This is a genomic window from Aquitalea sp. S1-19 (assembly GCF_024343515.1).
The window spans coordinates 1-18,055 of the sequence record NZ_RJTZ01000070.1 but is presented as its reverse complement, the minus strand read 5'-3'; the positions used below and the strand labels follow the sequence as shown (position 1 = coordinate 18,055).

Annotated in this window: 17 protein-coding genes and 1 pseudogene; 11 read left to right on the top strand and 7 right to left on the bottom strand. The window is 60.6% G+C overall.

Annotated features, from left to right (window positions below):
• The 4 genes from EGI20_RS11515 to mog form a co-directional block, all read left to right on the top strand.
• A partial coding sequence (locus EGI20_RS11515; protein WP_498631578.1) for a molybdenum cofactor biosynthesis protein MoaE occupies positions 1-441 on the top strand: 441 nt, incomplete at its 5' end.
• A complete protein-coding gene (locus EGI20_RS11510; protein ID WP_498631577.1) occupies positions 438-1,052 on the top strand; it encodes an NTP transferase domain-containing protein in 615 nt (204 codons plus the stop codon). The genes EGI20_RS11515 and EGI20_RS11510, both read left to right, overlap by 4 nt.
• Positions 1,045-2,244, top strand: coding sequence for a molybdopterin molybdotransferase MoeA (locus EGI20_RS11505; RefSeq protein WP_498631576.1), 1,200 nt, complete (start codon positions 1,045-1,047; stop codon positions 2,242-2,244). The genes EGI20_RS11510 and EGI20_RS11505 overlap by 8 nt, the downstream gene beginning before the upstream one ends.
• Positions 2,241-2,819 (top strand): molybdopterin adenylyltransferase, encoded by a 579-nt coding sequence (gene mog, locus EGI20_RS11500; protein ID WP_498631575.1) that lies wholly within the window; start codon positions 2,241-2,243, stop codon positions 2,817-2,819. Before EGI20_RS11505 ends, mog begins: the two co-directional genes overlap by 4 nt.
• 22 nt (positions 2,820-2,841) lie before the next feature.
• On the opposite strand, the gene msrB is transcribed toward mog, so the two are convergent.
• Genes msrB through EGI20_RS11480 form a run of 4 tightly spaced genes read right to left on the bottom strand, consistent with a single transcriptional unit; the run spans position 2,842 to position 6,424 of the window.
• Positions 2,842-3,237, bottom strand: coding sequence for a peptide-methionine (R)-S-oxide reductase MsrB (gene msrB / locus EGI20_RS11495; RefSeq protein WP_498631574.1), 396 nt, complete (start codon positions 3,235-3,237; stop codon positions 2,842-2,844).
• 32 nt (positions 3,238-3,269) lie between these two features.
• Complete coding sequence (locus EGI20_RS11490) at positions 3,270-4,145, bottom strand: AEC family transporter (RefSeq protein WP_498631573.1); 876 nt, start codon at positions 4,143-4,145, stop codon at positions 3,270-3,272.
• Between the two features lie 16 nt (positions 4,146-4,161).
• Positions 4,162-5,517 (bottom strand): deoxyguanosinetriphosphate triphosphohydrolase, encoded by a 1,356-nt coding sequence (locus tag EGI20_RS11485; RefSeq protein WP_498631572.1) that lies wholly within the window; start codon positions 5,515-5,517, stop codon positions 4,162-4,164.
• A 43-nt stretch (positions 5,518-5,560) separates the two neighbouring features.
• Positions 5,561-6,424 carry a hypothetical protein gene (locus tag EGI20_RS11480; protein ID WP_160796388.1) on the bottom strand — a complete coding sequence of 288 codons (864 nt, stop codon included), beginning with the start codon at positions 6,422-6,424 and terminating at the stop codon, positions 5,561-5,563.
• Between the two features lie 208 nt (positions 6,425-6,632).
• Between EGI20_RS11480 and EGI20_RS11475 the strand changes: the two genes are divergently transcribed.
• Entirely contained in the window at positions 6,633-7,100 is a 468-nt protein-coding gene (locus tag EGI20_RS11475) for an AtaL-like protein (RefSeq protein WP_498631571.1), read from the top strand.
• Between the two features lie 15 nt (positions 7,101-7,115).
• On the opposite strand, the gene EGI20_RS11470 is transcribed toward EGI20_RS11475, so the two are convergent.
• Both EGI20_RS11470 and EGI20_RS11465 read right to left on the bottom strand, forming a co-directional pair.
• A complete protein-coding gene (locus EGI20_RS11470) occupies positions 7,116-7,649 on the bottom strand; it encodes a methylated-DNA--[protein]-cysteine S-methyltransferase (protein ID WP_498631570.1) in 534 nt (177 codons plus the stop codon).
• 27 nt (positions 7,650-7,676) lie between these two features.
• Positions 7,677-8,861 carry a vWA domain-containing protein gene (locus EGI20_RS11465; protein WP_498631569.1) on the bottom strand — a complete coding sequence of 395 codons (1,185 nt, stop codon included), beginning with the start codon at positions 8,859-8,861 and terminating at the stop codon, positions 7,677-7,679.
• A gap of 93 nt (positions 8,862-8,954) precedes the next feature.
• On the opposite strand from EGI20_RS11465, the gene EGI20_RS11460 reads away from it, so the two are divergent.
• Genes EGI20_RS11460 through EGI20_RS11450 form a run of 3 tightly spaced genes read left to right on the top strand, consistent with a single transcriptional unit; the run spans position 8,955 to position 12,513 of the window.
• Positions 8,955-10,391, top strand: coding sequence for a coniferyl aldehyde dehydrogenase (locus tag EGI20_RS11460; RefSeq protein WP_498631568.1), 1,437 nt, complete (start codon positions 8,955-8,957; stop codon positions 10,389-10,391).
• Positions 10,388-10,915 (top strand): hypothetical protein, encoded by a 528-nt coding sequence (locus tag EGI20_RS11455; RefSeq protein WP_498631567.1) that lies wholly within the window; start codon positions 10,388-10,390, stop codon positions 10,913-10,915. Before EGI20_RS11460 ends, EGI20_RS11455 begins: the two co-directional genes overlap by 4 nt.
• A complete protein-coding gene (locus tag EGI20_RS11450) occupies positions 10,912-12,513 on the top strand; it encodes a GMC family oxidoreductase (protein WP_498631566.1) in 1,602 nt (533 codons plus the stop codon). Before EGI20_RS11455 ends, EGI20_RS11450 begins: the two co-directional genes overlap by 4 nt.
• A 27-nt stretch (positions 12,514-12,540) precedes the next feature.
• Here the strand turns inward: EGI20_RS11450 and EGI20_RS11445 are convergent, their stop codons facing one another.
• Complete coding sequence (locus EGI20_RS11445; protein ID WP_498631565.1) at positions 12,541-14,313, bottom strand: ABC transporter ATP-binding protein/permease; 1,773 nt, start codon at positions 14,311-14,313, stop codon at positions 12,541-12,543.
• 244 nt (positions 14,314-14,557) lie between these two features.
• Between EGI20_RS11445 and EGI20_RS11440 the strand changes: the two genes are divergently transcribed.
• From EGI20_RS11440 to EGI20_RS11430, 3 genes and pseudogenes are all read left to right on the top strand, one after another.
• Complete coding sequence (locus tag EGI20_RS11440) at positions 14,558-15,913, top strand: MBL fold metallo-hydrolase RNA specificity domain-containing protein (protein ID WP_498631564.1); 1,356 nt, start codon at positions 14,558-14,560, stop codon at positions 15,911-15,913.
• Between the two features lie 194 nt (positions 15,914-16,107).
• Positions 16,108-17,679, top strand: a complete 1,572-nt coding sequence (locus EGI20_RS11435; RefSeq protein ID WP_498631563.1) for a FadD3 family acyl-CoA ligase — start codon at positions 16,108-16,110, stop codon at positions 17,677-17,679.
• 50 nt (positions 17,680-17,729) lie between these two features.
• Positions 17,730-18,055: pseudogene (locus tag EGI20_RS11430) on the top strand (NAD(P)(+) transhydrogenase (Re/Si-specific) subunit alpha); the annotation flags it as partial.

Sequence of the window (18,055 nt, the reverse complement as noted above, 5' to 3'; positions counted from 1 at the left end):
GCGGCGTTTGTCAGCGCCTATGAGGAAGAGCGGCTATTGGCCGAAGCGGGGGATGCCGGTGCGCTGGTCGGCTTTCAGGGCAGGGTGCGCGGTCAGGATGGCGAGTTGCCGCTGGCTGCGCTGCATCTTGAGCACTATCCGGGCGTAACCGAAGACGAAATCGCCCGCATCGCCCATGAGGCGGCACTGCGCTGGCCATTGACGGCCTGCCGTATCATTCACCGCGTGGGCCGGCTGACGGTGGGTGAGGGTATTGTGCTGGTGCTGGTGGCCAGTGGCCACCGGGCTGCGGCTTTTGCGGCGGCCGAATTCTTGATGGACTACCTGAAAACCCGCGCCCCGTTCTGGAAGCGCGAAGAATTCATTGATGGCAGCAGCCACTGGGTCGAAGCCAAGGCTTCCGACGATGCCGCCGCCGGGCGCTGGGAGGCGCAGGCTTGATCGCCGGTCTTTTGCTGGCCGGTGGCCAGGGCCAGCGCATGGGGGGCGTGGACAAGGGGCAGGTCTTGCTGGCTGGAAAACCGCTGGCCATGCATGTGGCCCGCTGCCTGCGCTTGCAAGTGGATGTGCTGTATATCAGCGCCAACCGCTCGCTGGATGCCTACGCACAATGGGGGCAGGTGGTCTGCGATCTGCCACGCTTTGCCGGCCAAGGCCCGCTGGCGGGTATGACCAGCGTGGCGGCGGTACTTCCTGATGCGGTGGATTATGTGCTGGTTGCGCCGTGCGATGTGCCAGCGCTGCCGCCGGATGCGTGCCGGTGTTTGCTTGCTGCACTTCAAGATGCGCCTGCTGCCGGTGCAGCTTATGCCATAAGCTGTGACGGCCCGCAACCTGCCGTGGCGCTGGTGCGCCGGGCGGCATTGGCAGCGCTGGCCCCCTGTCTTGATGAGGGGCAGCGGGCCATACGCCACTGGCTGACCCGGGTCGGCGCGACCCCGGTATTCTTTGCCGATGCCGCCGCTTTTGCCAATGCCAACGATGCTCAGGCACTGGCGGCACTTGAGGCGCGTTTTTCATTTTCACCCCAAACAGGATCAGAACATGCTTGATTACCACGTCGCCTTGGCTACCTTGCTGGATGGCTTGCCGACAGCCAAGGGCTGTGAGTCGCTCGCTTTGGCACAGGCTGCCGGCCGGCGTCTGGCGCGCGATGTCGTGGCTTGCTTTGATGCGCCGCAGTTCGACAATAGTGCGATGGACGGCTACGCCATTTGTGATGCAACAGGCAAGGCGACCCGTTTTCATGTCGTCAGCCGTATCGCGGCCGGTGATGGTGCGCAAGCGGCGCTCAAAGACGGCGAAGCCGCCCGCATCTTTACCGGCGCGCCCTTGCCGGTGGGCACTACTGCCGTGGTGGCGCAGGAAGACACGACGCGCGATGCGGATACGCTGCTGTTAAACCAGCCAGCCAGGGCCGGCCAGCATATGCGCTTGCAAGGCGAAGAGTATGCAGCCGGCGCCACGCTTTTGACTGCGGGCACCTTGCTGGACCCGGCTGCCATCGCCTTGCTGGCCAGTCAGGGGCATGCCGTCCTGCCGGTATTGCCGCGCCTGAAAGTCGCCGTTTTTTCCAGCGGCAACGAGCTGATTGAACCGGGGGAGGCGCTCACCGCGGGCAAGATCTTTGATGCCAACCGTTACCAGTTGCTGGCATGGCTGGCGCGTTTCGATGTCGAGATCATCGATGGTGGCATCTTGCCGGACGATGAGGTCATTACGCGCGCGGCACTGGCACATGCTAGCGAACAATGCGACGTGATCCTGAGTTCGGGCGGGGTATCGGTGGGTGAAGAGGATCATGTGCGTGCGGCACTGGAAGCGATAGGCAGCATTACGGCGTGGAAGCTGGCGATCAAGCCGGGCAAGCCTTTTGCCTGGGGTCGCGCCGGTGCCGCCCATGTATTTATGTTGCCGGGCAATCCGGTGGCGACTTTTGTCACTTTCCATCAACTGGTGGCGCCGGCCTTGCGCCGTCTGTCGGGGGATGATCAGCCCATGCCTGTCTCCATCAAGGTGCGTGCCGGCTTTAGCAAGAGCCGTATCGAACCGCGGCGCGAGTTCCAGCGCGCCCGTTTGCGTCAGGAAGGCGATGGCTATATCGCCGATCTGGTCAAAGGCCAGGGCTCGGCCATGTTGTCGGCATGTGCCGCTGCCGATGTGCTGGTGGAAATTCCGCCATCCACTGCCGTGGCCATGGGGGATACGCTTTTGGCTTACCCATTGAAAAAGGGCTGGGTATGAATGCATTGAACACGATACGCATCGGTCTGGTTTCCATTAGCGACCGTGCCAGCAGCGGCGTCTATCAGGACGAGGGGCTGCCGGCGTTGCGTGACTGGCTGGGTGCGGCACTATTGAATCCGGTCGAGTTTGTCGAACGCCTGATCCCTGACGAGCAGCCGCTGATCGAGGCCACACTGGTGGAGCTGGTCGATGTATGCGACTGTGCGCTGGTGTTGACCACCGGTGGCACCGGCCCGTCGCCACGCGACGTGACGCCTGAGGCCACGCTGGCGGTGGCGCAGCGGGTGATGCCGGGTTTTGGCGAGCAGATGCGCCAGATCAGTCTTTACTATGTGCCGACGGCCATCTTGTCGCGTCAGCTTGGCGTGATTCGCGGCAACAGCCTGATTCTGAACCTGCCCGGGCGCCCCAAATCCATATGTGAAACGCTGGAAGGCGTGAAAGATAAGGACGGCCAGACCGTGGTGCACGGCATCTTTGCCTCTGTGCCTTATTGCATCGAGCTGATGGGCGGGCCGTGGATGGATACCGATCCGGCGGTGGTGCAGGCTTTCCGCCCCAAGAAAAAGTAATTCTGCCCGAGCGGCCGTGCGCTTACGCCTCCGGCACGAAGCGCATGGCGACCGAGTTGATGCAGTAACGCTCGCCCGTCGGGGGCGGGCCATCGGGGACCACATGCCCCAGATGCGCGTCGCAACGCTGGCAGCGTACTTCGGTACGCACCATGCCGTGGCTGTGGTCCTCGATGCGGGCGATGCTGCCACTTAGCGCTTCTTGCCAGAAACTGGGCCAGCCGCAGTGCGCATCAAACTTGGTAGCCGACTCGAAAAGCAGGGCATCGCAGCAGATGCAGTAATAGCGGCCACGGCGGTTTTCCTGATATAGCGCGCCGCTGAACGGGCGCTCGGTACCGGCTTCGCGTGTGACGCGGTAGCTTTCCGCGTCTAGCTGTCCACGCCATGCTTGCGGGGTCTTGATGATCTTGTCCATGTGGTTTCCTTGGCGGATGTGTCGTCTGCTGCTCAGGATAGGGCCAGTGCAAGGCCTAATGGAACAAAAGCCACGCTGGCGAGATTGCCCATCAGTACCATGGCCGCCATATGTTCGGGCTGCTGGCGGTAGTGTTCGGCCATCAGAAAGTTAAGCACGGCCGGCGGCAGGGCGCCGAACAGTATCAGCAGCATGGCCTGCTCTGCATCCAGCGCCAGCAGGTTGATGGCGAGATAGGCAGCGGCAAGGCCGGTGAGCGGGCACAGAACGGCGCAAGAGAGGCCAGCCTTGAGGCTGATGCGCTTTATGCCCAGCATGCGCACCCCTAGGGCAAACAGCATCAGCGGAATGGTCGCGTCACCCAGCATTTTCAGCCCGGTCAGCAAGGGCGGCGGAATCGGCAAGCTGGTCAGGTTGACCGCCAGGCCAAGTGCGGTGGCAACGACGATGGGGTTGCGTGCCAGGCTGCTAAAGCGGGTCTGCTTGCTGAAAATAAAAGCGCCCAGCGTGAAGTGCAGCAAATTGGACACGATAAACAGCACGACAAAGGCGTTGAAGCCGGCCTCGCCAAAGGCCAGCAGCGCCAGAGGCAGGCCCATATTGCCGCAGTTGTTGAACATGACCGCCGGCAGCAAGGTACGCCGCGCGACGCCGCTCAGGCGGGCAAACGGCCAGGCCAGCAGGCCGGAAAAAAGCACCACCAGGGCGGCAGCCGGCACCAGCTTCCACTGGCTTGACAGATCAAAACCGCGTGCCGAAAGTGCGCTAAAAACCAGCAAGGGGACGCATACGTCCATATTCAGCTGGTTGACGGCACGCATGTCGGGTTTGGCGTAGCGGCCATAGAGCCAGCCGGTCAGAACGATGACCAGCACCGGCAAAATAATGGCAAGAATGCGTTCGGTCATAAGGGGGGCTTGCGTATCAATGGATGCCTATGCCTGAGACTTCGCGCGCCAGCGTGGCTGCGGTGTTGTCGGTCATGGCACCGATAAAATCGAGGACTTTCATATAAGCCTGATAAGGCGTGTCGCTGGCCTCGATCTTTCTGTCCATGAGCGCCAGATGCAGATGCTCGCGTGTGCTCAGGGTCTTGCCGGTACTGAGTGCAAAAGCCGGGGGGATCAATACATCCAGCAAGGCACCCATGCACGGATAGGCGGCAATTTCGGTCATCAGTTTGGTGCGGTGGCGGTAAATGCGCCGGCTGGCCAGCTCCTTGGCGCCTTGCACCGTGTCGCGCACGGCCGGCGAGCAGACCGAAATCAGGTCTTTGGCCGGAAATTCGCCGCGGCGCAGTTGGTGCTCGAAGGCAATGAAGCGTCCTGCCACTTCATTGACGCATTTGCCGACCGCCGAGCCCCTGAGCGCCGAGCAGCGCTGGCGCGGGTCGCTAATCGGCCAGCTTTTCTCTATGCCCACCAGTCCACCCAGTGCACGCTCGAATTCCTCCATATCCAGCATGCCGATTTCGACTGCATCCTCCAGATCGAGAATGGCGTAACAGATATCGTCGGCCGCTTCCATTAAATAGGACAGCGGGTGACGCACCCATTCGCTGCTTCCGCGCCGGATCAGTCCCAGCTCGCTGGCAATGGCTTCGAAGTAGTCAAGCTCGCTACGGTAGATATTGAACTTGCCGCGTTCGGGGTAGATGTCGGAAGTCCATGGATATTTTACCAGCGCGCCCAGCGCTGCCGAAGTCAGGCGCATGCCGCCTTCTCCCACATAAAGCTCGAGCGAGCTGACCATGCGCAAGCCGTGGGCATTGCCTTCGTAGCTGCGGATGTCGCTTTGTTCTGCACGACTCAAGGGCGCAAGCCAATGGGTGTTGTCCGGGTTGCGAAACCAGTCGCGCAGTGCGTCTTCACCGGTATGGCCAAAAGGCGGGTTGCCCAGATCGTGGGCGAGGCAGGCGACTTGCACCACCGCTCCGATATCGAAAGGGGTGATGCTGCCCGGTAAATGCCCGGCTGCGGCCAGCATGGCGCCAACCTGGTTGCCCAGGCTGCGCCCGACACTGGCGACTTCCATGCTGTGGGTGAGACGGTTATGGGTGTGATCGTTCACCGCCAGCGGGTGGACCTGGGTCTTGCGACCCAGCCGGCGAAAGGCGCTGGAGAAAACCAGCCGGTCGTGATCGATATGAAAATCGCTGCGCAAGCCGCTGGCGGGGTCGCCGCCGCCGATGGCGCGCGCCGCTTCAATCTGGCCGTTTTTCAGTTTGAAACGGCGGGTAGAGAGTAAGGTTGTCCAGTCCATCACCAGGCTGTCGGGCATTATTGTTATCCGGGGCGGGAATGCCCCGAGTATGCCTTAGGCGCTATAGATAATGGAACTGCTTGCTGTGGTTCTCTTCGGTCGGGATCTCATAGCCCAGCATAAAGAGCGCCGCTTCTACGCGGCGCAAGGCATCCGACTCCTTGCACCAAGGCGCTTGCGCCTGCTCTATGGCGGCAGCGACCAGCCAGCTGGCGCGCACCATCCATTCTGCGTGGAAACCGCCGCGGTTGGCCAGCTGGCGGAAATGGTAACGCTCGTCGCTGGGGTTGCGGTTAAGCGAAGAAGCACCCGGCGCCCAGGGAAAGCACAGCGCAGCAGGCAGATCCATGCGCTTGCGCATGCAGTGCTGACGGGCGAGCAGGCCCAGCGCAGCGCCGATACGGCCGTCGTACATGATGAGTTTGTCGCTGGCCAGGGCGTAGACCTTGGTAAAGCCGACATTCATTCTGAGGCGCTCGTTAAAGGCTTCCGTATCCGGGTTGTCCGACTCCAGCGTAAGCAACGCTTCGCGCATATGCTCAACGAGCGTGTCCTTGTGCGCTTCGGCCCATTCCTGATTCTGGCTATACAGCTTGATGCCTTTGCCGCCGGTACTCCAGCGTAAAGCGGCGTCCAGTGCGGCAAGCAGGGCATCGGTATTGGCGCTGATCAGAGCCTGCTGCAAGTGCTGGTGCAGCAACTCGCGTTGCTTGCGGTTGTCTTCGTAGTCCAGGCCGCCCCAGTGGTAGTGATCGAAGCAGGTCTCCAGCGTGGATGCCGAGAAATTGCGTGGAAAGTCGATCGGCAAGGCCTTGTCGCGCAAATGGAAAGGATGCTCCATAAAGCGGTCGCCAGACAGCCAGGCGGCCAGTCTGTCCTTGAACAGGGCGACTTCAGGCAGAGACAAAAAAGTCTGTTTGTCCAAAAAAATCTCCTTCTTGTTGGCAGTGGCCTACTGACTTCGCATGGTGTTATCCGCATGTAGTATGCGTATTTAGCGAATAATGCATTATCAGTCTTTATAGACTGCCCGGCATGATTTTTTTGCTTGAGGTGTTAAGTGGCGGGTAGCGGATTTCGTTTGCCGGCTCAGGCGTGTAAACTCGCGGCCTAGCAGAAATTGGAAAAGCAATATGTATTTCGAACACTTGGTCGCGGTGAATGACCCGAATAATCCGATGGCGCTACAACTGTCGCGTGACACCTTGTGGCAAGGGCTGTTGCGCCGGGCCGAGGCACCGCTGACGTTTGTCGAGTCCATGGATGAGGATGTGGTACTGGAGAGTGGTGCAGGCTATAGCGAACGCGCCTGGGCTTATGGCCAGTATCGGGTGCAGGTTCGGGTGGAAATCGCGGTGCTGGATAGTGTTGTTTATCGCACACACCCGCTGGCAGACAATGCCGGCGGCACCATGAGCATGCGCATCGAAGAGCCTGTTCCGGGAGACTTGTTTGTGCGCTTTATCTACGACACCCCAGTGCCGGACGAGCCGGTAGATGGTGTGGATGTGGCCTCTTATCTGCGTTCGGCCTATCAGCAAACCGATCTTGATCTGGTGCGCCAGATCCGCAAAATGGCCGAAACCGGCGAGCTGGCCTGAGCGGCGTTTAACCGGTCAATCAAATAGCGCTGCTTGGGAAGCGGGGTGGCTTGACTCCAATGCCAGCAGTTTGCGTTTGGCTTCGAGCCCTCCGGCATAACCTGTCAGCTCACCGTCGCTGCCTATGATGCGATGACACGGCACGATAATCGCCAGAGCGTTGGCGCCATTGGCCGAGGCGACAGCGCGGACGGCTTCAGGCCTGCCCATGCGGGTGGCCAGGGCGAGATAGCTTGCCTTGGCACCGTAAGGGACTTCCAGCAGTGCATGCCAGACCCGGCGCTGAAAATCGCTGCCTGCCATCAAGAGCGGCAGTTCGAAATGGCGGCGGGTGCCGGCGAAGTAGTCGGCCAGTTGCCGCTTGGCAAGCTCGATGACCGGCGTTGGCGTCTCGTGCATGACTGCGTCCAGTTGATGGGTGATGCGCGCATCGATTCGGGCGCGCATTTTGCGATAGCGCCAGTCGCACAGGCATAACTGCTCACCCCACGCGCCCAGCACCAGCTCGCCTAGCGGCGTTTTGACATAGTCTATGGCAATGTGCTTCATCGGCTGGTGCTCCATGGCTGGGAAGGCTTAGTGGGCGCTTTTTTTCATGGCCTGCATTGCCTGGGTCAGTCCGTCTACCGTCAGCTCAAACATGCGCCCGTCCATGCGTTCTTGCAACAGGCCGATGGACTGGGTATAGGCCCAGCGTTCAGCCGGCGCGGGATTGAGCCAGACGGCGTGGCGAAAATGGCTGGTGAGGCGTTTTAGCCACACCTCTCCCGCTTCCTCGTTCATATGTTCGACACTGCCGCCGGGGTAGACAATCTCGTAGGGGCTCATGCTGGCGTCGCCGACCAGGATCAGCTTGTAATCCGCGCCATAAGTGTGGATCAGATCGAAGGTGGATAGCGTGTCCTTGTGGCGACGGTTGTTGTCGCGCCAGACAGCCTCATACACGCAGTTGTGGAAGTAAAAAATCTCCAGATGCTTGAATTCGCTGCGTGCGGCCGAAAACAGCTCTTCGCACTGGCGGATATGGTCATCCATCGAGCCGCCAATATCAAAAAGAACGATCACCTTGACCGCATTGTGTAGCTCCGGCACCAGTTTCAGGTCCAGATAGCCTGCGTTCTTGGCCGTGGCGGCAATGGTGGCATCTAAGTCAAGTACCTCGGCCGCGCCGCTGCGGGCAAATTCGCGCAAGGCGCGCAGTGCCACCTTGAGGTTGCGCGTGCCCAGTTCGCCACTGTCGTCCAGATTGCGGAATTCGCGCTTATCCCAGACCTTGACTGCACGGCGGTGGCGTGACTCGGCCTGACCTATGCGTATCCCCTCAGGATTGTAGCCGTAAGCGCCAAACGGGCTGGTGCCGCCGGTGCCTATCCATTTATTGCCGCCTTGATGGCGTTCTTTCTGTTCTGCCAGCCTTTCCTTTAGCGTTTCCATCAGCTTGTCCCAGCCTAGCGCCTGTAACTGGCGCTTTTCTTCGTCGCTGAGGAATTTTTCCACCTGCTTTTTCAGCCAGTCTTCGGGAATGGCGGTTTGCGGGTCATCCAGCGCACCCGCGATGCCGCGTACTTGCTGGGCAAATACCTGATCGAAGCGGTCGAAATATTTTTCGTCCTTGATCAAGATGGTGCGGGCGAGCAGGTAAAAGTCATCGATGCTGGCAAAGGCCAGTTGATGCTTGAGCGCTTCCAGCAGGGTCAGCCATTCCTTGAGCGAGACCGGCAAACCTGCATTGCGCAAGGCATAAAAGAAGTCAATAAGCATGATATTTGCGTGGCGATGGCTCGGGTTTTGTTTTAGAGTGAAAACGCAAGGCCAAACAGGTGTTTGAATATATGGCCCAACGAGGATAACACAATGGATAATTCGACCAACCCGGGCTTTGCCATCGTCGCCGCGCTAGAGCCGGCGCACGCAAGGCTGAAGCGCGCCTGGCAGGCGGATGCTTTCCCCGAATATGAGCAGCGTATCGTCCTGCTGGATAAGCTTGCCCGCATGCTGCATGCCCATGAAGATGACTGGATTGCCGCGATCAATGCCGATTTCGGTCAGCGTAGCGCAGTAGAAACCCGTCTGGCCGAGTTGTTTCCGTCGCTAGAGGGCATACGCCACGCCAAAAAAATGCTCAAGCGCTGGATGGCGCCGCAAAAGCGCGGGGTGTCGCTGTGGTTCAAGCCGGCGCGGGCTCATGTGCGCGCGCAGCCTTTGGGCGTCGTCGGCATTATCGTGCCGTGGAACTACCCGCTCTATCTGGCCGTCGGCCCCATGATCGCCGCTTTGGCTGCCGGCAACCGCATCATGCTCAAAATGTCCGAGTTCACGCCGCATACCGGCGAACTGATGGCGCGCTTGTGCCTCGAGGCGCTGGGGGCGGACTGGGTTGAAGTCGTCAATGGCGGACCTGAAGTCGCCGCTGCCTTTTCCGCCTTGCCCTTCGATCACCTGTTGTTTACCGGCTCCACCGCCATCGGCAAGCATGTGATGCGCGCCGCCGCCGCCAATCTGACCCCCGTCACGCTGGAGCTGGGCGGCAAATCGCCGGCCATTGTCGCGCCGGGCTTTGATGTGCGCCGTGCGGCCGAGGCCATTGTGGTGGGGAAGATGCTGAATGCCGGGCAGACCTGTGTCGCGCCCGACTATGTGCTGGTCAAGGCGGGTGAGCGCGATGCGCTGGTGCGGGAAATCCGTCTGGCCGCCAGCCGCATGTACCCGACGCTACGCGACAATCCGGACTACACCTCGGTGGTCAACGCACGCCATCACCAGCGCCTCAGCCTCTGGCTGGAAGAAGCGCGTAGTGCGGGTGCCACGGTTGAGGCCATCAATCCGGGGGCAGAGGATTTAAGCGGTTCGCACAAATTGCCGCTCACGCTCATTAGCGATGCGCCGCCGGATTGCGCCTTGATGCAGGAGGAGATTTTCGGGCCGCTATTGCCCATTGTCGCGTATGGCAAATTCGACGAGGCGCTGGACTATGTCAACGCGCGCGCGCGGCCGCTGGCGCTGTATCTGTTTGATGAAGACCCGATGCGTATTGCCCGCGTCGAGCGGGAAACCATTGCCGGCGGCATGTGCGTCAATACTACGGTGCTGCATGTCGCACAGGACGATCTGCCCTTTGGCGGGGTGGGCGCCTCCGGTATGGGCCACTACCATGCGCATGAAGGCTTTCTGACTTTTTCCAAGCTCAAACCGGTACTGGCCATGCCAAAGCTGAATGTGTTGTCGCTGACCCATGCGCCTTACGGCAAGCGTATGCACTGGCTGCTCAAACTGATGCTGAGGCGGCCATGATCAGCCGCCGCCAGCTACTCAAGACCGGCCTTGCCGGCTCGGCGCTATTGCTGGCGGCGGGCTTTTGGGCGCGACCCGAGTCCGATGCCTCTGGCGCATCAGATACGCAGGGCCTCGATACTCGTTTCCTGAATGCATCAGACACCAATCTTCTTGCCGCCATCGCGCCGGTCATGCTGGGCTTGTCGCTGGACGCAAACCAGTCAAAGGCGCTGCTGTTTGGTGTGGATGCTGCGATAACAGGCTTGCCGCTGATGCTGCAAGCCGAGGTGCGCCAGTTGCTGGATTTGCTGGGCAATCGCTGGGGGCGGCGTTATCTGGCCGGGGTTAAGGCGCCATGGGCGAGCGCAAGCGTGGCCGAGCTGCATGCCTTTCTGGATAGCTGGCGCCAGTCGCGTTTTAATTTATTGCGTAGCGGCTATCAGGCGCTGCACGGGCTGGTCAATGCCGCCTGGTATGCCAACCCGGCAAGCTTTGCCGCGCTCTCTTATGGCGTGCCGGCACAGGGGAGGATTCTGCAATGACAAGTCCGTTGAAAGACCCGATCAGGGAGGGACTGGCGCGCGGCTGGCAGGTTTACGATGGTGCGGCGCTTACGCAGGATCTGCAGCTGGATTGCGATGTCGCCATTGTCGGCTCGGGTGCCGGTGGCGGCATCAGTGCCGAAGTCCTGGCGCAGGCCGGGCTGAAAGTGCTGCTGATAGAAGAGGGCGCGCTGAAAAGTTCGACCGATTTTCGCTTGCTGGAGTCCGAAGCCTACCCCCAGCTTTATCAGGAGTCGGCCAACCGCCAGACGCTGGACAAGGGCATTACCATCTTGCAAGGCCGGACCGTCGGCGGCTCGACCACGGTCAACTGGACCAGCTCTTTTCGCCCGCCAGTCGAGACGCTGGCCTGGTGGCGCGAAAAGCATAACTTAAGCGAGCTTGGCGAAGCCGAAATGCTGCCCTGGATCGCTAAAGCCGAGGCCCGGGTGCATATCGGCGAATGGCTGGCACCGCCCAACCCGAACAATAGCGTGCTGGAAAAAGGCTGTAGCGCACTGGGCTACTCGCATGGGCGCATACGGCGCAATGTGCGCGACTGCTGGAATCTGGGTTATTGCGGCATGGGCTGTCCGACCAATGCCAAGCAGTCCATGCTGGTGACGACCATACCGTCCGCCCTGGATAAGGGCGCGGGCTTGCTTGCACGGGTGCGGGTGGAGCGCTTGCTGTTAAGCGCCGATAACAAGCATGTTGACGCAGTGGAAGGCTTGGCGCTCAAGGCCGATACGCTGACGCCTTCGGGAGTGAAGGTCAGGATCAAGGCGCGCCATGTGGTGCTCTGTGGCGGCGCCATCGGCACGCCGGCGCTATTACTCAGAAGCGGCGCGCCCGACCCGCATGAGGTATTGGGCAGGCGCACGTTTTTGCATCCGGTGGTGCTGTCCGGTGCCATTATGCCCGAGCAGATAGAGCCGTGGAGCGGGGCGCCGCAAACCGTCTATTCCAACCATTTTCTGCATAGCTGGCCCATCGATGGCCAGCTGGGTTACAAGCTGGAAGTCCCGCCGGTACATCCGGTGCTGCTGGCTACCACGCTGACCGGTTTCGGTCCCGATCACGCCCGTCTGATGCAGAATATGCCCCATTTGAATGTGATGCTGGCGCTGACGCGTGATGGTTTTCATCCGGACAGCCAGGGCGGAACGGTCAAACTGAAAAAAGATGGCAGCCCGGCACTGGACTACTCCATTACTGATCCGGTGTGGCAGGCTTTTCGCCAGGCCTGGCGCTCGATGGCCGAGCTGCAGTTCGCCGCCGGCGCCAAATCGGTACTGACCGTGCATGAAAACGCCAAACCGGCCAGCAGCTGGGCCGAGGCGCGCGCCCAGATCGACACCTTGCCGCTGGAAATCTTGCGCGCCCGCGTGGTCAGCGCCCATGTCATGGGTGGGGCGGCAATGGGAGCCGATGCACAAAGCGGGGTGGTCAACCATTGGGGTGAACACTGGCAGCTGGACAACTTGAGCGTGATTGACGGCTCGTTGTTTCCAACCAGTATCGGGGCCAATCCCCAGCTATCGGTCTACACCTTTGCCCTGCGCAACGCCTCCCGTCTCGCAAGCCGCCTGAGCTGAGCGTAGCGCGCTCAGCTCAGACCAAGATCAAGCCAGCTGCCAGCGCCCTTCACCCAATAGCTCCAGCTGGTGGGCGTGGTGGCTATTCAAGGTGCTGCGGTGGCCGACGCTGATCAGCACGGTTCGCGGCAGGCGCTCGCGCACCAGCGCATACATCGTGTGTTCCAGCCCCTCGTCCATTGCGCTGGTGGCTTCATCCAGAAAAGCCGACTGTGGCTGGGCCAGCAATAGACGGCCAAAAGCCAGCCTTTGTTGTTCGCCCAGCGACAGGATGTGTGCCCACTCTTCGTTTTCATCCAGCCGGCTGCTTAAGTGTCCCAACTGGACCAGTGCCAGTATCTTGGCTGCCTCATCGCCCGCTTCGGCCGCGCTTGGGTAATACAGTGCATCGCGTAGCGTGCCTTGCGGCAAATAGGGCTTTTGCGACAGGAAAATGGAACGCCCCTCGGGACGGATAATGTGCCCCTCGCAATACGGCCACAGCCCGGCAATGGCGCGCAGCAAGGTGGTCTTGCCGCTGCCCGAGCGTCCGCGTATCAGCAAGGGCTCGCCCGGCTTGATGGTTAAATTGGCGTCGCCAAGCAAGATGCGTCCTTGCGGGGTCTGAATGTTTAGCGCACTGAGCGTCAGCACATCGCCGCGGGTACTGATCTGCGGGCTGGGCAGACTGTCGGCCTGCTCGATGGCGTCGACAAAACCGGTCAGACGGTCAAGGACGGCACGGTAGCCAGCAAAATCGTCGTAAGCACTGCGGAAAAAGGACAAATTATCCTGCAACTGGCCGAAGGCTTGCGCCGTTTGCACCATATCGCCCAGTGTGATCTGTTTGGAGAAGAAACGCTGCGCCTGAATAATGAACGGAAAGACGGCGGCAGTCTGGCTGATGATGAAGTTGAACCCCTGGAACTTGAGCGAACGGTAAACGATGGCCCAAGCGTTGCCGATAATGCCGGAGAAGCGCGACCTGAGCTTGTCGCCCTCTACGCCTTCGCCCCGGTAAAACGCTACGCTTTCGCCATATTCGCGCAGGCGCACCAGCGAGTAACGGTAATCGGCATTCAGTTTTTCGTTGAGGAAGTTAAGCCGGATCAGCGGCCGGCCTATCTTGAAGGCGAACACGGTGGCGATAATTACATAGATGTAGACCACGAACACCATACCGCGCGGGATCTCGGTGCCGAACAGATTGAGTACGCCGGACAAGCCCCACAGGATGATGGTGAACTCGATGGTGGACACAAGTGCATCGATCACCCCCATGGATAGCGATAAAGACATGGCGGCAAAGCTGGTGACATCCTGCTGCAGACGCTGGTCGGGGTTGTCGGCCGGCGTTTCCAGATACTGGCTGCGAAAATAGGCCTGTTTGTCCAGCCAGCCCGAGAGCAGACGCTCGTTCAGCCATTGCCGCCAGTGCAGGGTGAATGACTGGTTGAGGTAGAACGAGGTCAGCGCGCGCACGATATGCACCGAGGCCAGTACGGCAAAGCTCCACATCGCCACCCAGAACAGCCGTTCATCCAGCTTTTGCAAGGAGGCGTACATCTGGTTGTACCACTGCGAAAACAGCACGCTCATCCTGACCCCGAACAGGGTGAAAAACAGGATGGCTAGCAATAGCAAGGTAGGGCGCGGATTGTGGCGGATGGAAAAAAAATCCCCGCTCAAGCGCCAGAATTGCTTGCCCCAGCCGCTGAAGCGTACCAGCGCCCAGCCGGCGAGCAGGGCAATAACAAGCGTGATGGAATACGCTTTAAGCAGCCACAGACTGCTATTGATAAGCTCTTGACTCCAGTTCATACGGTCTCCGAGAGCATGTTTGATGCGTATAGGTTGTGCATTTTACTTAGCATAGCGTAAGTAAGTCACCTCTCCCTGGCCGTGAGATGGAAATGCTGCGGACGCAGTCGGTGTGCTCTTCGGCTACAAACAAGAAAGTCTGGGTGATGGCGTGTCGCTTCTGTCTTTTGCAGCAAGAGAAGCGTATCCCGGTACCCACCGTATCAAAGCATCGCCGCGAGGCGGCAAACGGATGGAGGCAGGCATGAAAATCACGTTTCTGGGCGCGGCCGGTACGGTGACCGGCAGTAAAACGCTGATCGAGCACGATGGCCATCGGGTGCTGGTCGACTGCGGGCTGTTTCAGGGCTTCAAGCAGCTACGCCTGCGTAACTGGCAGCCGTTCGAGGTGAAGCCATCGACGATAGATGCGGTGGTGCTGACCCATGCCCACCTCGATCACAGCGGCTATTTGCCGGCGCTGGTGCGCGACGGTTTTCATGGAGCCATCCACACCACCCCTGCCAGTGTGAAGCTGGCGGCCATTTTGCTGGCTGACAGCGGGCGCTTGCAGGAGGAGGAGGCCGAGTTTGCCAACCGTCGCGGCTACTCCAAACATCATCCGGCGCTGGCGCTGTATACCGAAGCCGATGCCCAGCGGGTGGATAAACACTTCCGGCCTTTGGCGCTGGGCGAGGCGCGCGAAATCGCGCCGGGCTTTGTACTGACGCTCAGGCAGGCCGGCCATATTCTGGGTGCCGCGATGGCCGAGCTGAAAGTGGATGGCAAGACACTGCTGTTTTCCGGCGACCTGGGCCGGCCGAACGACCCGATTACCTTCAAGCCGGATACGGTCAGCCAGTGCGACATCCTGTTTGTCGAGTCGACCTATGGCAATCGCCATCACCCGAAACAAGATACCGAGGCCTTGCTGGCCGATGTGGTTTGTCGCACCGTGCGTCGCGGCGGGGTGGTGGTGATCCCGTCGTTTGCCGTGGAGCGGGCGCAAACCTTGCTGCTTTTGCTGTTCAGATTAAAGCAGGCAAAGCGGATTCCGGATGTGCCCATCTATCTCAACAGCCCAATGGCCGGCGCGGTGACTACGCTGTTTCATGAATTTCATGATGAATTGCGCCTGTCCGAAGCCGACGTAGAGTCCATGTGCCGCGGCGTACACTTCGTACGTACCGTGGAGGAATCCAAGGCGCTCAACCGCAGTACCCGTCCGGCCGTGATGATCGCCGGCAGCGGCATGGCCACCGGCGGGCGCGTGCTGCACCACATTGCCGCCTTTGGGCCGGACAAGAAAAATACCCTGCTGTTTGCCGGCTTTCAGGCCGGCGGTACCCGTGGCGCACTGATTGTGGCCGGCGCGGAGAGCGTGCGCATGTTCGGTGAGGATGTGCCTATCCGGGCGGAAGTGGTGGCGCTAGAGCATTTGTCCGCGCATGCCGACGGTGACGAGATTCTCGCCTGGCTATCGGCATTTAAGGCGCCGCCTATGCGCACCTTCGTGATGCATGGCGAGCCCGAAGCCGCCGATACCCTGCGCCGCAATATCGAGCATCGTTACGGTTGGCGGGTAGATGTGCCCGAACACAAGCAAAGCATCGTGCTGTAAAGCGCTTTTTGGTTTCTTGCGCAGCGCCGGTACAGGGTTCACCCTAAGTGCGCTGTTCCACTTCCTATGGCGGCAGCGGCCCGCGTGACGGCACGTGCCGTTTTTTTATGGGATTGCGCGTTAGTCCTAGCAGACGATGAAGCTGCGGGCGTGTTTGGTGATGATGCTTGGTATGCCATTCACAGGAGCATCTCATGTTGCCAACTCTCCCCACCATCCCCCGCATGATGGCCGCCAGTGCGGCACGTTGGCCTGGCCGCATTGCGATCGAGGACGATGGGCAATGCATCAGTTACCCCGAGCTTGACCGCCTGCGCCGGCGCGTGGCCGGCGCATTGATCCGTTTCGGCGTGAAACCGGGTGACCGGGTCGCAATCTGGGCACCCAATGGCTGGCAGTGGATCGCGGCGGCGCTGGGCATCCATACGGCCGGGGCGGTTCTGGTACCGGTCAATACCCGCATGAAAGGGCAGGAGGCGGCCTATATCCTGGGCAAGAGCCAGGCCCGGCTGCTGTTCTGCATCGGTGAGTTTCTCGGTGCCGCCTATCCGCAACAACTTGCCGGCATCCGTCCCGATTCGCTGCAGGAAGTGGTGGTACTGGGCGAGTCGCCCCGTATGGCCGATACCCTGCCGTGGGACGAATTTTTGCAGTGGGCGGATGAAACCGCGATGGCGCAGGCCGATCAGGTCGCGCTGGGGGTACTGCCGGACGACGCATCAGATATTCTTTTCACCTCGGGCACCACCGGCTACCCCAAGGGGGTGATCACCGCGCATGGCCAGAACCTGAGCGGCATGGCGGTGTGGGCGGCGGCGATTGCCTTGTCGCCCGGTGACCGCTACCTGATCGTGAACCCGTTTTTTCATGCATTCGGTTACAAGGCGGGCTGGCTGGCTGGTCTGATGGCCGGCGCCACGCTTTATCCGCTGGCCGTGTTTGATGCAGGGGACGTGCTGAAGCGCATCTCCCGTGACCGCATCTCGGTATTGCCTGGCGCACCGACGCTGTTTCTCTCGCTGCTGGAAGATCCGCGCCTGCAGGAAACCGATATTTCCAGCTTGCGTGCAACCGTCACCGGTGCCGCCTCGGTGCCTCCGGCGCTGATCGCGCGCATGCGCAGCGAACTGGGCTTCAAGATCGTACTGACCGGTTACGGCCTGACCGAGTCATCGGGGATCGCAACCCTGACGCTGGCGGATGATAGTGCCGAAATCATAGCCCGAACCTGCGGGCGGCCCTTGCCCGGGGTCGAGATCCGTATCGCCGCTGAAAATGGCGAGGCCTTGCCTGCTGGCGAGGCGGGGGAGGTGTGGATACGCGGCTTTAACGTGATGCAGGGCTATTTCGGCGATAGTGGCGCGACGGCGGATGCCATTGATGCCGACGGTTGGCTGCATACCGGCGACGTTGGCGTACTGGATGAGGGCGGTTATCTGGCCATCACCGACCGCCTGAAAGACATGTTTATTGTCGGCGGCTTCAATGTTTACCCGGCCGAGATCGAGCGCACGCTGGCACTGCACCCGCAGATTGCACAGGTGGCGGTGATCGGTGTGGCGGATGACAGAATGGGCGAAGTCGGCAAGGCCTATATCGTGCCGCGCGCCGGTTTTGAGCCGGCAGGGGACGAGATCGTTGCCTGGTGCCGCACGCGCATGGCCAATTATAAAGTGCCGCGCGAAGTCGAATTCGTGGCGGCTCTGCCGCTGAATGCGTCCGGCAAGGTGCTGAAAAACAAGTTGCGCGAGCTTGCGCATTCATAATGCCGGCTACCCGTTTGCCAGCAAAAATTGATTGAATCAAGGGGAAAACCATGCAGATTGCCATCCCGGCAGAGACGGGCGACACCCGTGTCGCGGCCACGCCGGAAACGGTGAAGAAGTTTGTCGCCATGGGCCACAGCGTTGTCGTGCAAAGCGGCGCCGGCTTTGCCTCCGCAGTGCTGGACGCAGGCTTTGTCGAGGCGGGGGCCAGCATTGCGCCTACGCGCGCCGAAGCGCTGGCCAGTGCCGACATCGTGCTGACCGTGCGTCCGCTGGCCGAAGAAGCCATTACCGAGTTGAAAGAGGGTGCGGTACTGATCGGCCAGCTGGCGCCGTATCAGAACAGCACCTTCCCGGCACTGGCTGCCAAAAAGGT